The sequence below is a fragment of the Streptomyces sp. MGP-BFMKR1 genome (assembly GCF_057766585.1).
The window spans coordinates 655,930-671,762 of sequence record NZ_CM173408.1 but is presented as its reverse complement, the minus strand read 5'-3'; the positions used below and the strand labels follow the sequence as shown (position 1 = coordinate 671,762).

At 71.9% G+C, this 15,833-nt stretch carries 14 protein-coding genes and 2 pseudogenes; 3 read left to right on the top strand and 13 right to left on the bottom strand.

Going from position 1 to position 15,833, the window contains the following annotated elements; genetic code table 11:
* Positions 1-43: 43 nt before the first annotated feature.
* The 8 genes from AC3CHW_RS02370 to AC3CHW_RS02335 form a co-directional block, all read right to left on the bottom strand.
* Positions 44-1,330, bottom strand: coding sequence for a transaldolase family protein (locus tag AC3CHW_RS02370; protein WP_488469382.1), 1,287 nt, complete (start codon positions 1,328-1,330; stop codon positions 44-46).
* Positions 1,327-2,016 carry an HAD-IA family hydrolase gene (locus AC3CHW_RS02365; RefSeq protein ID WP_488469381.1) on the bottom strand — a complete coding sequence of 230 codons (690 nt, stop codon included), beginning with the start codon at positions 2,014-2,016 and terminating at the stop codon, positions 1,327-1,329. Before AC3CHW_RS02365 ends, AC3CHW_RS02370 begins: the two co-directional genes overlap by 4 nt.
* Positions 2,017-2,110: 94 nt before the next feature.
* A complete protein-coding gene (locus tag AC3CHW_RS02360; protein ID WP_488469380.1) occupies positions 2,111-3,553 on the bottom strand; it encodes a sulfate adenylyltransferase subunit 1 in 1,443 nt (480 codons plus the stop codon).
* A 1-nt stretch (position 3,554) separates the two neighbouring features.
* Positions 3,555-4,508, bottom strand: a complete 954-nt coding sequence (cysD, locus tag AC3CHW_RS02355; protein ID WP_488469379.1) for a sulfate adenylyltransferase subunit CysD — start codon at positions 4,506-4,508, stop codon at positions 3,555-3,557.
* Positions 4,505-5,065, bottom strand: coding sequence for an adenylyl-sulfate kinase (gene cysC / locus AC3CHW_RS02350; RefSeq protein WP_488469378.1), 561 nt, complete (start codon positions 5,063-5,065; stop codon positions 4,505-4,507). Before cysC ends, cysD begins: the two co-directional genes overlap by 4 nt.
* Before the next feature lie 1,686 nt (positions 5,066-6,751).
* Entirely contained in the window at positions 6,752-7,219 is a 468-nt protein-coding gene (locus tag AC3CHW_RS02345; protein WP_488469377.1) for a MarR family winged helix-turn-helix transcriptional regulator, read from the bottom strand.
* A 187-nt stretch (positions 7,220-7,406) separates the two neighbouring features.
* Positions 7,407-8,072 (bottom strand): hydrolase, encoded by a 666-nt coding sequence (locus AC3CHW_RS02340; protein WP_488469376.1) that lies wholly within the window; start codon positions 8,070-8,072, stop codon positions 7,407-7,409.
* 115 nt (positions 8,073-8,187) lie between these two features.
* On the bottom strand, positions 8,188-8,868 hold the full coding sequence (locus AC3CHW_RS02335; RefSeq protein WP_488469375.1) for an SDR family NAD(P)-dependent oxidoreductase: 681 nt from the start codon (positions 8,866-8,868) through the stop codon (positions 8,188-8,190).
* Between the two features lie 501 nt (positions 8,869-9,369).
* On the opposite strand from AC3CHW_RS02335, the gene AC3CHW_RS02330 reads away from it, so the two are divergent.
* Positions 9,370-9,765 (top strand): winged helix-turn-helix transcriptional regulator, encoded by a 396-nt coding sequence (locus tag AC3CHW_RS02330; protein WP_488469374.1) that lies wholly within the window; start codon positions 9,370-9,372, stop codon positions 9,763-9,765.
* Positions 9,766-10,083: 318 nt separating this feature from the next.
* A complete protein-coding gene (locus AC3CHW_RS02325; RefSeq protein WP_398607072.1) occupies positions 10,084-10,626 on the top strand; it encodes a VOC family protein in 543 nt (180 codons plus the stop codon).
* A 68-nt stretch (positions 10,627-10,694) separates the two neighbouring features.
* On the opposite strand, the pseudogene AC3CHW_RS02320 reads toward AC3CHW_RS02325, so the two are convergent.
* A pseudogene (locus AC3CHW_RS02320) lies at positions 10,695-10,841 on the bottom strand (alcohol dehydrogenase catalytic domain-containing protein); the annotation flags it as partial.
* Between the two features lie 41 nt (positions 10,842-10,882).
* Here AC3CHW_RS02320 and AC3CHW_RS02315 point away from each other — a divergent pair.
* Entirely contained in the window at positions 10,883-12,697 is a 1,815-nt protein-coding gene (locus AC3CHW_RS02315) for a protein kinase domain-containing protein (protein WP_488469373.1), read from the top strand.
* A 58-nt stretch (positions 12,698-12,755) separates the two neighbouring features.
* Here AC3CHW_RS02315 and AC3CHW_RS02310 read toward each other — a convergent pair whose 3' ends face one another.
* The 4 genes and pseudogenes from AC3CHW_RS02310 to AC3CHW_RS02295 all read right to left on the bottom strand — a co-directional run.
* On the bottom strand, positions 12,756-13,187 hold the full coding sequence (locus tag AC3CHW_RS02310; protein ID WP_187089120.1) for a PPOX class F420-dependent oxidoreductase: 432 nt from the start codon (positions 13,185-13,187) through the stop codon (positions 12,756-12,758).
* Between the two features lie 190 nt (positions 13,188-13,377).
* Positions 13,378-14,511, bottom strand: a complete 1,134-nt coding sequence (locus AC3CHW_RS02305; protein WP_488469372.1) for an AraC-like ligand-binding domain-containing protein — start codon at positions 14,509-14,511, stop codon at positions 13,378-13,380.
* Positions 14,512-14,796: 285 nt separating this feature from the next.
* Positions 14,797-15,255: a hypothetical protein gene (locus AC3CHW_RS02300; protein WP_488471269.1), complete on the bottom strand. Its 459-nt coding sequence runs from the start codon at positions 15,253-15,255 to the stop codon at positions 14,797-14,799.
* A gap of 101 nt (positions 15,256-15,356) precedes the next feature.
* Positions 15,357-15,776 (bottom strand): annotated as a pseudogene (locus tag AC3CHW_RS02295) (alpha/beta hydrolase); the annotation flags it as partial.
* Positions 15,777-15,833: the final 57 nt, after the last annotated feature.

The following is a 15,833-nucleotide window of genomic DNA, read 5'->3' as shown; positions in this document are numbered from 1 at the left end:
ACGGCTCGCGCCTCGGTGCGCGGCCGAGCGGGCGGGCGGCCGGTCAGCCGCCGCGCACTCCGGCCGGCAGCTCGTCGATCTGGTGCCTGACGAAGTCGATGAGGCGGCAGGTGTTCCGGTGCACCTCGCTACGGGTGGCGGCGAAGGCGCCGTGGTCGGCGAACTGCTCCGGCCGCATGCCGCCCGGCTCGACGGCGCACCGGAAGTAGGGCAGTCGGTTGAGCCGGCCCAGCACGTCGGCGGGGACCGGGCGCCGGATGGCCTCCGGGTCGAACCGGGCCAGCTCGCCCTCGCGCCGCGTGACCGCCTCCACGAAGGCGGGCTTGCAGGTGTAGACGATGTCCGCGCCGGCGGTCTGCTCCAGGTGCATGCTCAGCACGCCGGGGGCCGCCACGGGGTCCTCCACCTCCAGGCTCGACAGCAGCATCTTCACCGGGTGGTGCTCGTCGCCGAGCAACTGGGTGATCCGCTTCAACACCGCCACCTCGGCCCAGCGCACGTCCAGCGGGCCCAGCTCCACCCCGTACTCCTCGGCCTCCCTGAGCAGGTCACCCTGGGAGCCGAAACGGCCGATCATGTGGGTGATCACGGCGCGCCAGCGGTCGGTGCCGATCCCGGCGCGCTCCGCCACCGCGCGCCCCTCCTCCACCGCCCGCACGCACTCGAGAAACTGCGGCACGGTGTAGGTGAGCGTGTTGTTGATCGAGACGCCCCGGCTGACCAGCTCCCTGATGACCACGTAACCGGCGGGCGTGCCCGGCACCTTGACCATCACGTTGGGGTTCACCTCGGTCAGCGTCAGGGCCTCGGCGAGCATGCCGCGCCAGTCGAACATCAGGCGCGGGTCGAGCTGGGCGGAGACCCAGCCGTACCGGCCGTCGGTGTGCTGCCACAGCGGCAGCATCGCGTGCGAGGACTGGGCGACGACCCCCCGGTAGATCAGCCGGAACACCGACTCGGCGTCGAACTTGCGTTGCTGCGTCGCCTGCCGCCGGACCTCGCGCGACCACTTCCGCGGCGCGTTCAGCACGCTCTTGGCCACCAGCGAGGGGTTGGTCGTCACCCCGCGCACCAGCGAGTGCTCCGGGTCGTCCAGGGCCATGAACCGCTCGAAGTGCCGGGCCCACCGGGCCCGGAGCACCGGGTCGGGGGCGCGATCGAGGACGGTGTCCCGCCAGGCGGGGAAGTCCAGCGGCGGGGAGTCCCACCAGATCTCGGTGGACGCGTTCGCCTGCTGGAGCTTCTCCAGGACGCTGCGGTCCGCGTCGTCGACCTCGTGGTGGGCACGGGCGGCGGGTGTGGTGCCGTAGTAGCCCTGGAGCGTGGTCACCGACACACCTCCCGCGCGGGCGTGGCGGCGTCGGGGAGCGCCGCGTGCCAACGCCGCAGCAGTTCCGGAAGCTCCCGCATGGAGTGGAACACCGTGACGTCCTCCTCGGCGAACGCCGCGACGCCGTTCGGCGCGTAGCCGAACACCGTCATGCCGGCGCGCAGGCCGGCCCGGACACCCGGCGTGCTGTCCTCCACCACCGCGCACCGCTCCGGCGGGACGCCGTGGGCCCGGGCGGCGTGCAGGAACAGACCCGGGTCCGGCTTCCACACCCCTATCTCGTAGGCGCTGTAGAGGTGTTCAGCGCGCAGGTGGCGCAGCAGACCGGTGCGGCCCAGGACGTGCCGGATCTTCTCCAGCGGGGCGCTGGAGGCGCAACAGAACGCCAGATCCAGGCCGGACAGCAGCTCGTCGACCCCGTCGACGGCGAGGAGTTCGCGGTCGAACGCCGCCGCGCAGCGGCTGCGGAACTCGGGTACGAAGGCGTCGGACACGGGCCGGCCGGCCAGCTCGCCCAGTTCCGCCACCCATTCGGCGACCCTGCGCCCCTGGATCATCGCGAGCGCCGTATCGCCGGCGAAGGTCACTCCGAGTTCGCGGGCCATGTCGCGCATGACCCGGGCGGACAGCGTCTCGCTGTCCACCAGCACTCCGTCGCAGTCGAAGACAACTAAGTGATCGGACATTCCTCATCCTGTTCGCGTCGTGGTCGGGGCGTGCCGTGGGCGGGCGCGGCGCACCGCGCTACCGCGCGCGGCACGGCGCCGCACGGACTGGTGCTCAGGTCATGTGGGAGCAGTCCGGTGCCTCGCTTCCCTGGCCGCCGGCCCCCTGCGCGTCGGCCTCCGCCGCCTCACCGAAGGCGCGCCCGGCCATGCCCGCCGTCAGCGTCGTCCCGTCCGACGGGTCGATGAGCAGGAAGGAACCGGTGCGCCGGCAGCGGGCGTACGGGTCGACGGCCAGCGACTCCCGGGTGCGCACCACCACCCGGCCGATGTCGTTGGCCATGAGTTCCCCCGGCTCCGGGTGCTGTGTCAGGTCCGCGAGCACCAGCCGGGACGGGATCTCCTCGACCACCGCCGCGACCGTGCGCGTGGCGTGCCGCAGCAAGACCCGCGCGCCCGGCCGCAGCGGGGCGTCGCTCAGATGGCAGACGGTTGCCGTCAACCGCCGGGTCGGTTCCACCGCCGCGTCCCGTGGCACGACGAGGTCGCCGCGCGCGACGTCGAGGTCGTCGGCGAGGCGCAGGGACACCGACTGCGGGGCCCAGGCCACGTCCACCGCATCGCCCAGGTTGTCGATGGCCTCGATGGTGCTGGTGCGCCCCGACGGCAGCACGGTCACCGGCTGCCCCACCCGTAGCATCCCCGACACCAACTGCCCCGCGTACCGGCGCTCGACGCGCTCGGAGCCGTGGGTGCGCAGGACGTACTGGACCGGCAGCCGGGCCACCTCCTGGCCCGGGTCGTGGGTGACGGGCACCGCCTCCAGGTGCTCCAGCACCGTCGGGCCGGTGTACCAGTCCGTGCGGGACGAGCCGATCACCACGTTGTCGCCGGTCAGCGCCGAGATCGGGATCGTGGTGACCTCGCTCAGACCGAGTGAGGCGGCGTAGTCGGTGAACTCCTTCGCGATGGCGGTGAACACCGGTTCCGCGTAGTCCACCAGGTCCATCTTGTTGACGGCGAGCACGATGTGGGGCACGCGCAGCAGGGCGGCGACGGCGGCGTGTCGGCGGGTCTGCTCGACGACGCCGTTGCGGGCGTCGACCAGGACGACGGCCAGTTCGGCGGTGGAGGCGCCGGTGACCATGTTGCGGGTGTACTGCACGTGGCCCGGGGTGTCGGCGAGGATGAAGCGGCGTCGGGGTGTGGCGAAGTAGCGGTAGGCGACGTCGATGGTGATGCCCTGCTCGCGCTCGGCGCGCAGCCCGTCGGTCAGCAGCGCCAGGTCGGGGCCGTCGTGTCCGCGCTGGCCGGACGCCGCCTCGACGGCCCGCAACTGGTCGGTCAGCACCGACTTGGAGTCGTACAGCAACCGCCCCACCAGCGTGGACTTGCCGTCGTCCACGCTGCCGGCGGTGGCGAAGCGCAGCAGCGTGGTGACCGCCGCGAGCGGGCCGGTTCCGGTGACGGTCGCGGTGCCGGGCCCCGCGCCCGCATCCCGGCGGCCCTCGCGGTCGACCCCGTGCTGGGTCCCGAGTGCGATATCGCGCGTGCCCATGTCAGAAGTACCCCTCGCGTTTGCGGTCTTCCATGGCGGCCTCGGACAGCCGGTCGTCGGCCCGGGTGGCACCGCGTTCCGTCAGCCGCGAGGCCGCGATCTCCGCGATGACCTTCTCGACCGTGTCGGCGTCCGACTCCACCGCTCCGGTGCACGACATGTCGCCCACGGTGCGGTAGCGCATCAGGCGCCGCTCCACCCGCTCGCCCTCGCGCGGTCCGCCCCACTCGCCCGCCGCGAGCCACATGCCGTCGCGCGCGAACACCTCGCGCTCGTGCGCGTAGTAGATGGCCGGCAGCTCGATGCGCCGCCGTGCGATGTACTGCCACACGTCCAGCTCGGTCCAGTTCGACAACGGGAAGACGCGGACGTGCTGACCCGGCGTGTGCCGCCCGTTGTACATCTGCCACAGCTCGGGTCGCTGCCGGCGCGGGTCCCAGCCGCCGAACTCGTCGCGCAGCGAGAACACCCGCTCCTTGGCCCGCGCCTTCTCCTCGTCCCGCCGCCCACCACCGAAGACCGCGTCGAAGCGGTTCTCCTCGATGGCACGTAGCAGCGGCACCGTCTGGAGCGGGTTACGGGTCCCGTCCGGCCGCTCGCGCAGCTCTCCACGGTCGATGAACTCCTGTACGGAGGCCACGTGCAGCCGCAGCCCGTGCCGCTCCGCGACCCGGTCCCGGTACTCGATCACCTCGGGGAAGTTGTGTCCGGTGTCCACGTGCAGCAGGGCGAACGGCGGTGGCTGCGGCGCGAAGGCCCGCAGCGCCACCTGGAGCATCACCACCGAGTCCTTGCCGCCGGAGAACAGCAGCACCGGTCGCTCGAACTCGCCCGCCACCTCCCGGAAGATGTGTGCCGTCTCCGACTCCAGCACGTCCAGGTGGGAGAGCGCGTACGGACTCCCGTCCAGACGCCCGTCGCCGCCGGCGTGCGTGCCGGTCACCGCGATGGTCATGCCAACCCCTTCGTCGTGAGCAGCGCGCGCAACGCCGCGACGGACGCGCCGACGTCCTGTTGGTGCGTCTCGATCACCAGGTCCGGGTCCTCGGGCGCCTCGTACGGGTCGTCCACGCCGGTCAACGCGGAGAGCTCGCCGGCCGACCGCCGCGCGTACAGGCCCTTCACATCGCGCCGCGAGCACACCTCGACGGGGGAGGCCACGTGCACCTCCAGGAACCGCGTCCCGCTGCGGTGGTGCCGTGCCCGCACAGCGGCCCGGCTGTCGGCGTACGGAGCGATGACCGGTACCAGGACCAGGACGTCGTTGCGGGCGAGGACCTCGGCCATCATCCCGACGCGCCGCACATGGGTGTGCCGGTCCTCGCGAGAGAAGCCCGACCCTGAGCACAGGCAGGCACGGACCTGGTCGCCGTCCAGCACCTCCACCCGACGCCCGCGCCCTCTCAGGCGCGTCGCGAGCGTGGTGGCGATGGTCGTCTTGCCCGCGCTGGGCAGCCCCGTGATCCACACTGTCGCGCCGGGCCAACAGGTGCAGACCGGTCCCGACTCCATACTGATCACCTCATCGTCATGGCCTGTCGATGCGTCGACGACGCGATGTGTCGCCGTCGCGGGCGTGTTGACGTGTCGATCCGTCGATGTGTGAGCGCGCCGCCGCATCGATGTCGTGCCGCGCCGGAACGCCGCCACACCGCAGTGCTCGGGCCGGCCCCGGGCGCGGCGGGAGATCCGCTGAACCCGCTGAACGCGCCGCTTCCGCCGAACGCTCGGACCTCACGTCACACGCGGAGCGAGCGGAAGAACCGTCATCAAGGGAGAGGAGGAAGGCCGGTCTTTCGTGCCGTCTTCACCTTTCATTCGGAGAAGCGGTGACGAGGCGCTGCCAGCCGTTCGCTCACCGGACTCTCCGGAAGATCGTGCTCCGTATTCACGCCTACACCAGGAATCGCTGGCGCGCCATTTCGCGGCGGCCCGCGACACGCACTTCGCCGTAGCTCGGTGTCAGTACGGGCGCCTCGCGGAATTCCGCACCGGCGCGCGTTCGTCTTTTAGTGACACCGGCATTTCCTTTTCTGTCGTATCACTGTCCCCCACGCTGCCCAAATCCCTACCGCACGTATCGGCCAACCGCCCGCAGCCGCAAGAAACGCGCCTCGGCCGGAGATCGATAACCGTCGCCCCGAAGCTCGCGCCGTCGACGGCGCGCTTTGCTTGAACCGGTGACGACTAGGCAAAGTGCGCCGGCGGCGCCCGCGTACACGCCTTCGAGAACCGGCCAGATACGCTCCGGCAGGACGGCCGAAGAAGAGCCCCTCGTGGCGGAGAACATCCCCCGGCCGGCAGTCGGATCACTCCAGGGCGAGGGGAGATCGACGCCGCCCGCCGCAGCCGCCCGAGCGGGTGCGTTGGGCCGGCCCGCGTCGCGTGGAGCCGACCAGGAGCCGCCTCTCACACCCACGCTCGGGCTGTCCCGGGGCCGCCGCGACCAGGCGGCCAGAAAGCGCCCTTCATCCGGGCTCAGCACGGTGCCGTGACCAGAGCCCGCGGAGTCCGCGGAACCTCGGGCGCTGGGGTATGGAGGCGGCTGGAGGTGCCACCCTCCTCCTTGAAGACGACCGGGCCCTCGGATTCCGGCCTCGGCCAGGACGATGGACTGCCTCGGCCGGGACGATGTCTGCCGGACGGTCGACTCGTGGTCGGTTCCGGACCCTGACCGGTACGACCTCGCGGGTCCAGGCTTCCGCGTGGGCACACCGGAAGCCGATGTGAGCCGAGGAGGGATATCCGTTGGCCGTCTGGTGCACGGCTCCGGGGGAGAATTCCATGCCCCCAGCACGGACATACTCCCGCACGGAAATCCTGACCATGTGCTGCCGTGAAGGGGCGGTTTCCAGCGTCACGTACGCCGAGCCCCGAAGTGCGTACGCGAATGGCATTATCGTCCAATTTCGAGCACAGATGAAGAATATGTGGATGACACCCGGGCCTGAACCGCTATGACGTGCTGTACGAATGCCACAGTCGTACGCGGCGAGTGCTGGTGTGCTAGAGAAAACCAGGCGCCGGTGAGGCGCACGCATCGGCAACACGGGAGGGAAAAGGCGGGCGGCGCGGCCACCCGGACGATGGTCACGCTCCACCCCCTGCCGACGGCGCGGCCAGGCCACCGGGCGCGACCACGAAGTCGCGCCCCCGGCGCCGCAGCCATTCGGCCGCCGGGGGACTGGCGCGCTCCGCTCAGGTGTCGTTCTCGTCCAGCTTCTCCACCACGCGGACGGAGATCTCGGCCAGGGTACGGAGTTCCGCCGGAGTGAGGTGGTCCAGGAAGAGGGAGCGGACGGCCTGTACGTGCAGTGGGGCCGCCGCCGCGATGGCCTCGCGCCCCGCCTCCGTGATCACCGCGTAGGCGGCCCGGCCGTCCTGCGGGGACTCCTCGCGCGTGACCAGACCGCGCCCGATCATGCGCGTGATGTGGTGGGACATCCGGCTCTTCTCCCACTCCAGCGCCCGCGCGAGGTCCTGGTACTGCCGGCGGCCGTCTGGCACGTCCGTCAGGTTGACCAGCACCGCGTAATCCGTCGCCGAGAGACGCGACTCCGTCTGGAGCAGATGTGCCAGGCGGCCGATGAGTCGCTCATGCAACCGGACGAAGCTCCGCCACGCGTGCTGCTCCTCCGCCGTCAGCCAGTTCACCCCGTCAGTCACGAGGGCGAGTGTAGTGAACTGGTTGACGCGTCACCGGACCGGCTGGGCGTACGAGCCGCCGTGACGTCGCGACCGAGGCGTCCCCGCCCCCCGACGGGTTGACGGCTGGGCGGCTTGGACGGCCGCGTGACGGGTGGGAGCCGGGGGCGGGCACTCCGTGCCGAGGCCGCCCCCGGCTCCCGCGCCGTCAGGCGGTGGCCGTCTCGGCGACCGGGGTGTTCAGAAGCTGCTGCTCCCAGACCGTCGCGATCCCGGTGGCGCCCGTGTGCTCCAGGACGGCCATCTGGTCCTCGGGCGTCACGCGGTCCGTCCGGGCCCAGTCGCGCTGCCACTCGGACATCACGGCCAGCCAGGTGATCGGCACGACCCCGGCCTGGGTCATGCGCCGTACCGCCATGTCGTGAGCCTCGGCCGACACGCCCCCGGACGCGTCGGTGACGGCGTACACGTCGAAGCCTTCCCCCGCCGCCTGGATGGCGGGCATGGCCACGCAGATCTCCGTCCACAGACCGGCGATGATCAGCTTCCTGCGGCCGGTGGCCTTCACGGCGTCCACCACGACCTGGTCCTCCCAGGTGTTGATAAGGGTCCTGTTGATCGGCTTCTGGTCCGGGAAGACGTCCTGCAGCGGCTGGATCAGCAGTCCCCCGCGTTCCTCCACGACCGTGGTCAGGATCGTCGGGACGCCGTAGCCCTTGGCGGCCTTGGCCAGGCCCACGACGTTGTTGGTGACCATCATCGGCTCGTGGCTGTGAAGGTTCGCGAACTGGTACGGCTGGTGATCGATCAGCACCAGGACGCTCTCCTCGGGGGTCAACAGGGCTTCGAGGCCGGCCTTCGGCGACGTGCTCATCGAGATCTCCTTAAGGAGTGCGGTCGCGCACGAACCATTTGGTTGACGCGTCATCTTTCTATATGGCACGTCAACTACTTGTCCACTGCTCTCGGTTCAGGCCCGGCGGGGCCCGTCAGGCGTTGACGACGGCCTCGGAGCGGTCGCGGTGTTCGTGCAGGTCCCAGTACAGGGGGGCGATCTGCTCGGGGGTGGCCGTCGGGCCGCCATCCGGGCCGCCCCCGCCGATCCAGACGTTGATCGCCACGTGGGCGGCGTGCACACCGCTGCCGGCCAGCTCCTTGTTCAGGTTGACCACCCAGTTACGCAGAGCCGCCTGGGCCGCGTTGGCGTTGCCGAACATCGGCACCGGGTCCACGGAACCGCCGCCGGTGGTGAACAACAGGGTCCCGGCGCCCGCCGCGCGCATCGCGGGCAACACGACCCGGGCCGCCGCGACGGCGCCGTAGAAGCCGTACTCGATCATCGGCTGCAGATTGTCCACTGTGACCTCCGACGGAGCGGCCAGGGTGAGGCCGGGCACCGGGGAGTGTGGGGCCGGCGAGTACTCCAGTACGTCGATGCCGCCGAAGCGGGCCTCGGCCGCTTCCAGGGCATCGACGAGTGAGACGCGGTCGAGGATGTCGGCGGGGAACGCGGCGGCCGTGATGCCTTCGTGCCCGAGCTGGGCGACCAGCGTGTCCAGCTTCTCCCTGGTGCGCGCGATCAGGGCGACGTCGAAGCCGCGGCTGCCGAAGGTGCGGGCGATGGCCAGTCCCATGCCGGGACCGGCGCCGACGATGGCGAGAGTGGGCACAGTGGGCTCTCCTTGGTGTGATGGCCGCCGGGGCATAGGGAGTTCGGGTGTCCCGGCGTGCGTGTGGATCGGATGGGTGGGTCGAGCGTGGGCGGCGGGTGTCGCGCAGCCGTCCGGGCCGCGGATCGCCGCGTGGTTGTCGGCGTCGGGGACGGTCGGGTGGGTCGCGTTCCGGATGGGCGCGAGACGCCGAGCGAAGGAGTGGCGCCCCCGAAGCGTGCGGTCCTCCGGGAGGTCGCTGGTCAGGGAGTGAACGGTGGGCCGCCTGCACGTGACCGCTGCGCTCGCGTCGCTCCACGGCCTGATCCCGCCGACGGCCGCCCAACTGCCCTACCAGGGAACGGAGATCTCGGGTCAGGTCTCAACCTCCATGGTCTGACCCCTGTTTCCCGCTGATTGTTCGTCACGCCATAGTGGGCCAGCATGGAAGGCCGTACAAAAGGCACATCGGTGTGCGTGGGGGAGAGGCGGGGCGCTATGCGGGACAGCGCGGATACGGGGATGGCGGCTTCGGTCGGGCCGTGCGCGAGCATCCCCGTCGAGCACATGGACTTCGTCCGCCAGGTGCTGGACCGGGTGGGCGACAAGTGGAGCATGTTGGTCATCGCCGTCCTGGAGAGCGGCCCGATGCGCTACACGGACTTGCAGCGCCAGATCCCGGGCATCTCCCAGCGCATGCTGACCCGTACCCTGCGCCAACTCGCGGAGGACGGATTGGTCAGCCGTGCCGCCTACGCCGAGGTGCCACCGCGCGTGGAGTACGCGCTCGCTCCGCTCGGCGGCGAACTGCGCGACATCGTCCGGCAGTTGATCCGTTGGGCGGCCGACCATCACGACGAGATCCGCGCCAACCGCTCCCGCCCTGACGCCACCGCCCCCTCCGAGGCCCGGCGCTGAAGGCGTCACGCTTGACGCTCGCGGAAGCTGAGTGACTCACGGGGCACGGACCTCAACCGGTCCGTGCCCTCGCCACGTTCCCCCGCGAGGGAGTTCCGCGACTCGCCTCACCTCGCCGAACAAGCCGTAGCAGTCGAGCAGTTCGACGCCCCCAGGCGTGCGATGCCCGCCGGTCGCGCGGCGGCGGAGCGGCGGCACGGTCAGGGTCGGGGATGCGACCAGCGGTGTGCCTCACGCACACCAATGTGCCTTTTGTGAGGCTCCCGTTACTTCCCTACGGTGGGGTTACGCACTAAACGTAACCAAGCGAGGAGTGACATGCCTGTCCAGCGCCTCAACCACGCCGTGCTCTACGTCCGCGACCTCGAACGCAGCGTCGCCTTCTACGCCGACCTGTTGAACTTCCGCGTCAACCACCGCCTCCACGCCGACGGCGACAGGGTGCCCGAGGCCGCGTTCCTGCAGGCCGAGGGGTCGACCAACGACCACGACCTGGCCCTCATGCAGATCGAGGACCCGGCTTCCCCGCAGGGCCCGGGGCGACGTCCCGGGCTCGCGCACCTGGCGTGGGAGGTGGACACCCTGGCCGAACTCCGGCAGATCCGCGGCAGACTGCTGCGGGCAGGTGAGTTGGCCCACGAGATAGACCACGGCACCACCAAGTCGCTGTACGCCAACGACCCGGACGGCCTGCAGTTCGAGGTGTGCTGGCTGGTGCCCGCCGACAGGGTCGACGAGGTGACCCGCGAGGCTTTCGCGCCGCTCGACCTGGACGCGGCCGTCGCACAGTTCGGCGCCGACCTCCCCGGCGGGACCGGCATCTCGGCCCCGGCCCGCCCCGGTCCGCCGCTGAACCGGTAAACGCCGCCCCTCCCCGGCGGGCCCTCACTCGCCGGGCCCGCCGGGCCTCTCGCAGGGCCTCCCCGACCGCCGCAGGAGTCGACGATGTCGCCCACCGCGACGCGGTCGCCGACCGAGAAGGCGGTCACCTCGGGGCCGATCCCGGCCACCACGCCGGTGAACTCGTAGCCGGGCACCAGACCGAAGGGGCTCGTGGGCCCATACGAAGAGTGGCCATTGCGCACACCGCGTCGCCTGGCGTGAGTACGGTGCCGGAGTGACTGGTAATGGGGAACAGCGCGCCATCGCTGACCGATACGTAATCGTCGCCCGCATCGGCAGCGGCGGCATGGGAACGGTGTGGCGTGCCACGGACCAACTGCTGGGCCGCACCGTGGCGATCAAAGAGATCCCCCTGCACACCACGGGAGCCGAGCTCAGCCACCGGATGCGGCGCGCGATGCGCGAGGCCCGTGCCGTGGCCCGGATCTCGCACCCGCATGTGGTGGACGTCTACGACCTGGTGCAGCACGACGGGCGACTGTGGATCGTGATGGAACTGGTCAAGGGCCCGTCCCTGGCGGAGTACCTCGCCTCCAACGGCCCGCTGACGCCCGCTCAGACCGCCGCGGTCGGCCTCCAACTCGTCGCGGCGCTGGACGCGGTGCACGCCGTCGGCGCGCTGCACCGGGACGTCAAACCGGCCAACGTGCTGCTGCGCCCCGACGGCAACGTCGTCCTCTGCGACTTCGGCATCGCGGTGCTCACCGACAGCGACACGGACTCGCTCACCGGGCCCGGCGAGGTGGTCGGCTCCCTCCCGTTCCTCGCCCCGGAGCGCCTGATCGACCAGCCGGTGGGGCCGCCCAGCGACCTGTTCTCGCTGGGCTGCACGCTGTGCGCGCTGGTCTCCGGCCGCTCGCCCTTCGAGCGCTCGGAGGCCGCTGCCATACTGCACGCGGTGGCCCACGGCCAACCGGAGATCCCGCAGAGCGTCGGCCCGCTGCGTCCCCTCATCGAGGCCCTGCTGCGCAAGGACCCCGCCGCACGCCCCCTCACGCCGACGATCCTGGCCCACCTGCGCGCCGTGGCGGGGGACGCGCCGCAGCGGCCCGCCACCGTACGCGACGCCGTGTTCCCCAGCTTGCAGCCCACGCCCGCACCCGCCCGCCGCCGGCTGCCGCGCTGGGCCATCCCCGTGATCGGCGCGCTCGTGGCGGGCGCGGTCGTCGCCGGGGTCCTGGTGAGCCGCTCGCCGGACGGTTCGTCGGCCGCCGCCGGCGCGACGACGCCCTCCGGTGGGGCGGCGCGGTCCGCCGCGCCCCCGGCCGCGAACGGGCGACTGACGCCGGTCGACGCCGTCATGCCCGTCCCCGGCGAGTTGGGTCACGCCGCCCCGGGCACCTACTGGCTGTTCTCCGCCAACCAGTACACCCGGGTCGACGTCGCGAACTCCGGTGCTCCGTTCCGTAAGAGGCACACCACCTCCGCGACCTCGCTGAGCGGGTGGAGCAACACCTTCCAGCGAGCCCCCGGCTTCACGGAGAGGATCGACGCGACGCTGCGCGTCCCCGGCCAGCGGGACCAGTACTGGGTCTTCTCCGGCGACCAGTACATGCGCATCAGGGTCGGCGCGAGCCATCCCCACGCGGACACGCTGCTCGCCGGGCCGCGCCCGCTCGACGACTGGGCCGAAGCCTTCGCCGGCCGGCCGGGCTTCCTGGACGGCATCGACGCCATCATGCCGACCCCGGACGTGCCGAACGAGGTCTGGGTGTTCGCGGGGAGCGAGTACGTACGCGTCCGCCTGCACGACGGTACGGAGCCCGGGGGCGTGGTGGCCCAGGGGCCGTCGAAGCTCAGCGCCTGGTCCGACACCTTCGACGACTTCCCGGACTTCAAGCGGGAGATCCGCGCCGTGTTGCCCGTACCGAACGAGCCGAACCAGTTCTGGGCCTTCTCCGCGCGTCGCGCCATGAGGATCGAGGTCGCTGACGGCGACTACGCCGACGCCGTGCTCGAACCGCCGCGGCCACTCCAGCACTGGGACGACATCGGCGACGGCGGCGACAGCGGCGCCAGGCAGGAGTGAGCCTCCCGGTGCCGTGGCCGGCCCGGGCCCCGGAGGGCGGGCCGGCCGCGACGGGCCGTCAGCGGATCTTCTCGCCGTACACGCGCTCGACCGCCATCGTCATCAGCACCCTGCGGTCGGAGACCATCACGGACCGGTACTCCTCCCAGTTCGGGTGCTCCCCGGCCGCCCGGCGGTAGTAGTCCACCAGCGCCTCGACCTCGACGCCGTGCGGGTCGCTGCCCGGCCCGGTCAGCGTCACGGTCCCCTCGGCGGTGGCCCACGCGAACCCGTCGGGGCCGGTGACCTCCAGGGCCGCGCGCGGGTCACGCCGCAGATTGGCCGTCTTGGCCCGGCCCTCGGTCATCGACACGTAGAGGACCTCGGCCTCCCGGTCGTAGAAGGGCATCACGGGCGAGAGCTGCGGGCGGCCGTCCGACTTGATGGTCGCGAGGACACCGAGCCGGCTTTCGGCGAGCAGCGTGCGCGGATCGTACGAGGTAGCGGTCATGTCCGAGATCAAGCCACGCGCGGGGGGCGGCTATTCCCCCGCGCGGCCAACCCGCCGCCGACGCCCCCGCGGAACCGGCCGATCGGGTGAGGAGATCCGGGCCGCCGGGCCCGGCGCGCCGCGCGCCCACATGGGTACCCGGCCAGCCCGCGCCGTGGCCAGGTCGGGTCCCGCGCGGTGCCGGACGCGGTCACGATCCGCGGGGGAAGCGCCGCGGGCCGGTGCCACCCGCCGACCCGTCGTCCGCGCGCCGGGGGCGCGGTCCCCGCCCCGACTCGTGCCGCCGGTAGGCCGCGCCCGACCCGCCCGGGCCCCAACTCGGCCCGCGCGACAGGCGCTGCCCGTCCCGGTCGGCGCGGTGCCGGAAGTCGCTGGGCGCCATCCCGTACGCGGCGCGGAAGGCACGGCTGAAGCCCGCCGCGTCGGTGTACCCCCAGCGCGCGGCGATGGCCTGGATGGGCACCGCGCGCCACCGCGCGTCGGCCAGGTCGGCACGGCAGCGCTCCAGCCGGCGGTGCCGAATGGTCGCGGCCACGGTGCGCTGTTGTACGCGGAAGAGGGCGTGCAGGAACCGCAGCGAGATGTGGTGGTGCGCGGCGATGGCCGCCGGGGTCAGGTGCGGATGCGGGAGGTTCTCCTCGATGAAGCGCTCGATGCGCGCCACCAGCATCCGGTGGCGCGCCTCCGGCGGAAGCTGGGCGTCGGCGTCGAGGTGGTGCGCGAAGACGGAGGCGGCCAGTTCCACCGCCGTCGCGCCGATCCGCTGCGCGGCCACGGGCGTCAACGCCGGCCCCTGGCGCAACACGCTGCGCAGGAAGTCGGCGAGCACCGCCCCCGTGCCGTGCGTCGCCGACATGTTGCGCACCAGTAAGCGGTCCACCCGGTCACTGGCCAACGGCAGTACGCCGCGCGGCAGTTGCAGGGTCAGCACGCGGGAGTCCTCCCGCCCCGGCCCGCCGCGGTCGGGCGTACGACAGTCGTACGGGCGCGACGTGCTACGCAGGGCGAACTCGCCGGCGGCCAGCAGGATGTCGCGGCGCTCCTGCGCGATGCGCTGCTCGTGCTGGACCGCGAGCACGAGTTCGTACTCCTCGGGATCGCTGCTGTTGATGAGCGCGGCGGTGCGCTGCGCCCTGACCGGCGAGAAGACCAGGGACGTGAGGCGCGCGCCGCCCAGGGCGAGCGTTTCGAGGTGGGCGGAGAAGTCGTCCACGTGCTCACTGCTGACACGAGCCGGTGACACGGTGCGATTGCTCACCTCGCACCACCAGTCGAACCGCTCTTCCCGCGGCAGATCGTCCCCGTGCTGGAAGCTGTACGTCACGCGTCCTCCGTTGATGACGTGCGCGCGTCCGCCGCCCGAGCCCGTGATCGGCCCGCGCCGATGTGCCCTTCCGCGCCGACGCCCCGGTGCTTCGCCTCGGCTCGACGGGCGCTGCCCCTCCCGCGAGGGGCGACGGTCCGCGCTTGACCGGCCCACCGAGTCTTGGGCATCGAACCTTTGTCCTGCAGCCTTTTTCGGGCGCGTCGGACCACACTGATGCGGGTGTGTGACATGGACGTAGCGCTGCCGTGCCCGCCGCGGGCGCGGCAGCCCGTGCCGCGTGCCTCAGCCGTGCAGCCCCGCGAGCAACAGGGGCAACGCGTGCCGCAACTCGCGGTGGCCGTAGGTGCCGGTGTGCGTGCCGGGGTAGATGTGCGTGGTGACCGGTGCGCCCAACTCTCCCAGCCGGCGACTGAGCTCGCGGGTCTCCTCTCCGCAGACCCACTCCGTCACCGAGACCACGTCGTCGGGCATCAACGCCTCCCACTTCTCCGTGCCCGGGATGCGCACCTCGGGCTCCTCGTCATCCAGCGGGCCCGGCCGGCCGTCGCCGGAGCTGAGGTAGAGCGGCGTGTCCCGTAGGCCGTCGGCCCGGTAGTACGGGTCCCAGTCCAGCCAGACCCGCCACTGGTGCCAGGGGTCGCCGAAGATCGCGTACGGGTCCTCGACGCCGAGGAAGGCCGCACCCGAGAGCCACATCTCCGGGTGCTGGATCGGGTGCACGGGGGAGCCGAAGGCGGCCACGGCGCGAAAGAGGCCGGGGACCCGGGCGGCGAACCCCAGGGCCCCGAAGCCCCCTGCGACTCGCCGGCCGCCGCCCGGCGCGGCCCGGCGCCGTAGCGGCGCTCCACGAGCGGCACGACCTCGCGCAGGAAGTAGGTGCGGGTACGGGGCGGGCCGCCGGCGCCGTGGTGCCACCAGTCGGTCCAGAAGCCGAACACGGGCATGGCGGGCATGACCACCAACACGTCCCGCAACTCGGCCAGGTCCTGCACGCGGAACATGCCGGTCCACATGGTGTGGTCGCCGTCCCCGCCGGCCAGCAGGTAGAGCGTCGGCCAGCGGTCGCCTGGGCGGCGGCGGTCCCAGCCACGCGGGGTGAGCAGGCCCACCGGAATCGTGCGGCCCAGGGCGGGACAGCGCAGGGTGAGTTCGACCAGCCGCTCGTCGAGGCGCCGCTCCTCGATCACCCGGCCCGTGGCACCGGCCGCTCGCGGCGACGCCGCCGCGAACAGAGCGGCGCTGGTCAGGGCGGCGCCGGCCATCACGGACCGGCGCGTTGTCGCGTATGTCATGCCAGGGTTGTCGGTAGCGCCTCCCCC

What these genes read in the sequence shown, in the direction of transcription:
- AC3CHW_RS02365 (WP_488469381.1), bottom strand. Translation starts at nt 2,016, where the DNA reads ATGTCCGATCACTTAGTTGTCTTCGACTGCGACGGAGTGCTGGTGGAC.
- AC3CHW_RS02360 (WP_488469380.1), bottom strand. Translation starts at nt 3,553, where the DNA reads ATGGGCACGCGCGATATCGCACTCGGGACCCAGCACGGGGTCGACCGC.
- cysD (WP_488469379.1), bottom strand. Translation starts at nt 4,508, where the DNA reads ATGACCATCGCGGTGACCGGCACGCACGCCGGCGGCGACGGGCGTCTG.
- cysC (WP_488469378.1), bottom strand. Translation starts at nt 5,065, where the DNA reads ATGGAGTCGGGACCGGTCTGCACCTGTTGGCCCGGCGCGACAGTGTGG.
- AC3CHW_RS02340 (WP_488469376.1), bottom strand. Translation starts at nt 8,072, where the DNA reads ATGAGCACGTCGCCGAAGGCCGGCCTCGAAGCCCTGTTGACCCCCGAG.
- AC3CHW_RS02330 (WP_488469374.1), top strand. Translation starts at nt 9,370, where the DNA reads ATGGCGGCTTCGGTCGGGCCGTGCGCGAGCATCCCCGTCGAGCACATG.
- AC3CHW_RS02325 (WP_398607072.1), top strand. Translation starts at nt 10,084, where the DNA reads ATGCCTGTCCAGCGCCTCAACCACGCCGTGCTCTACGTCCGCGACCTC.
- AC3CHW_RS02310 (WP_187089120.1), bottom strand. Translation starts at nt 13,187, where the DNA reads ATGACCGCTACCTCGTACGATCCGCGCACGCTGCTCGCCGAAAGCCGG.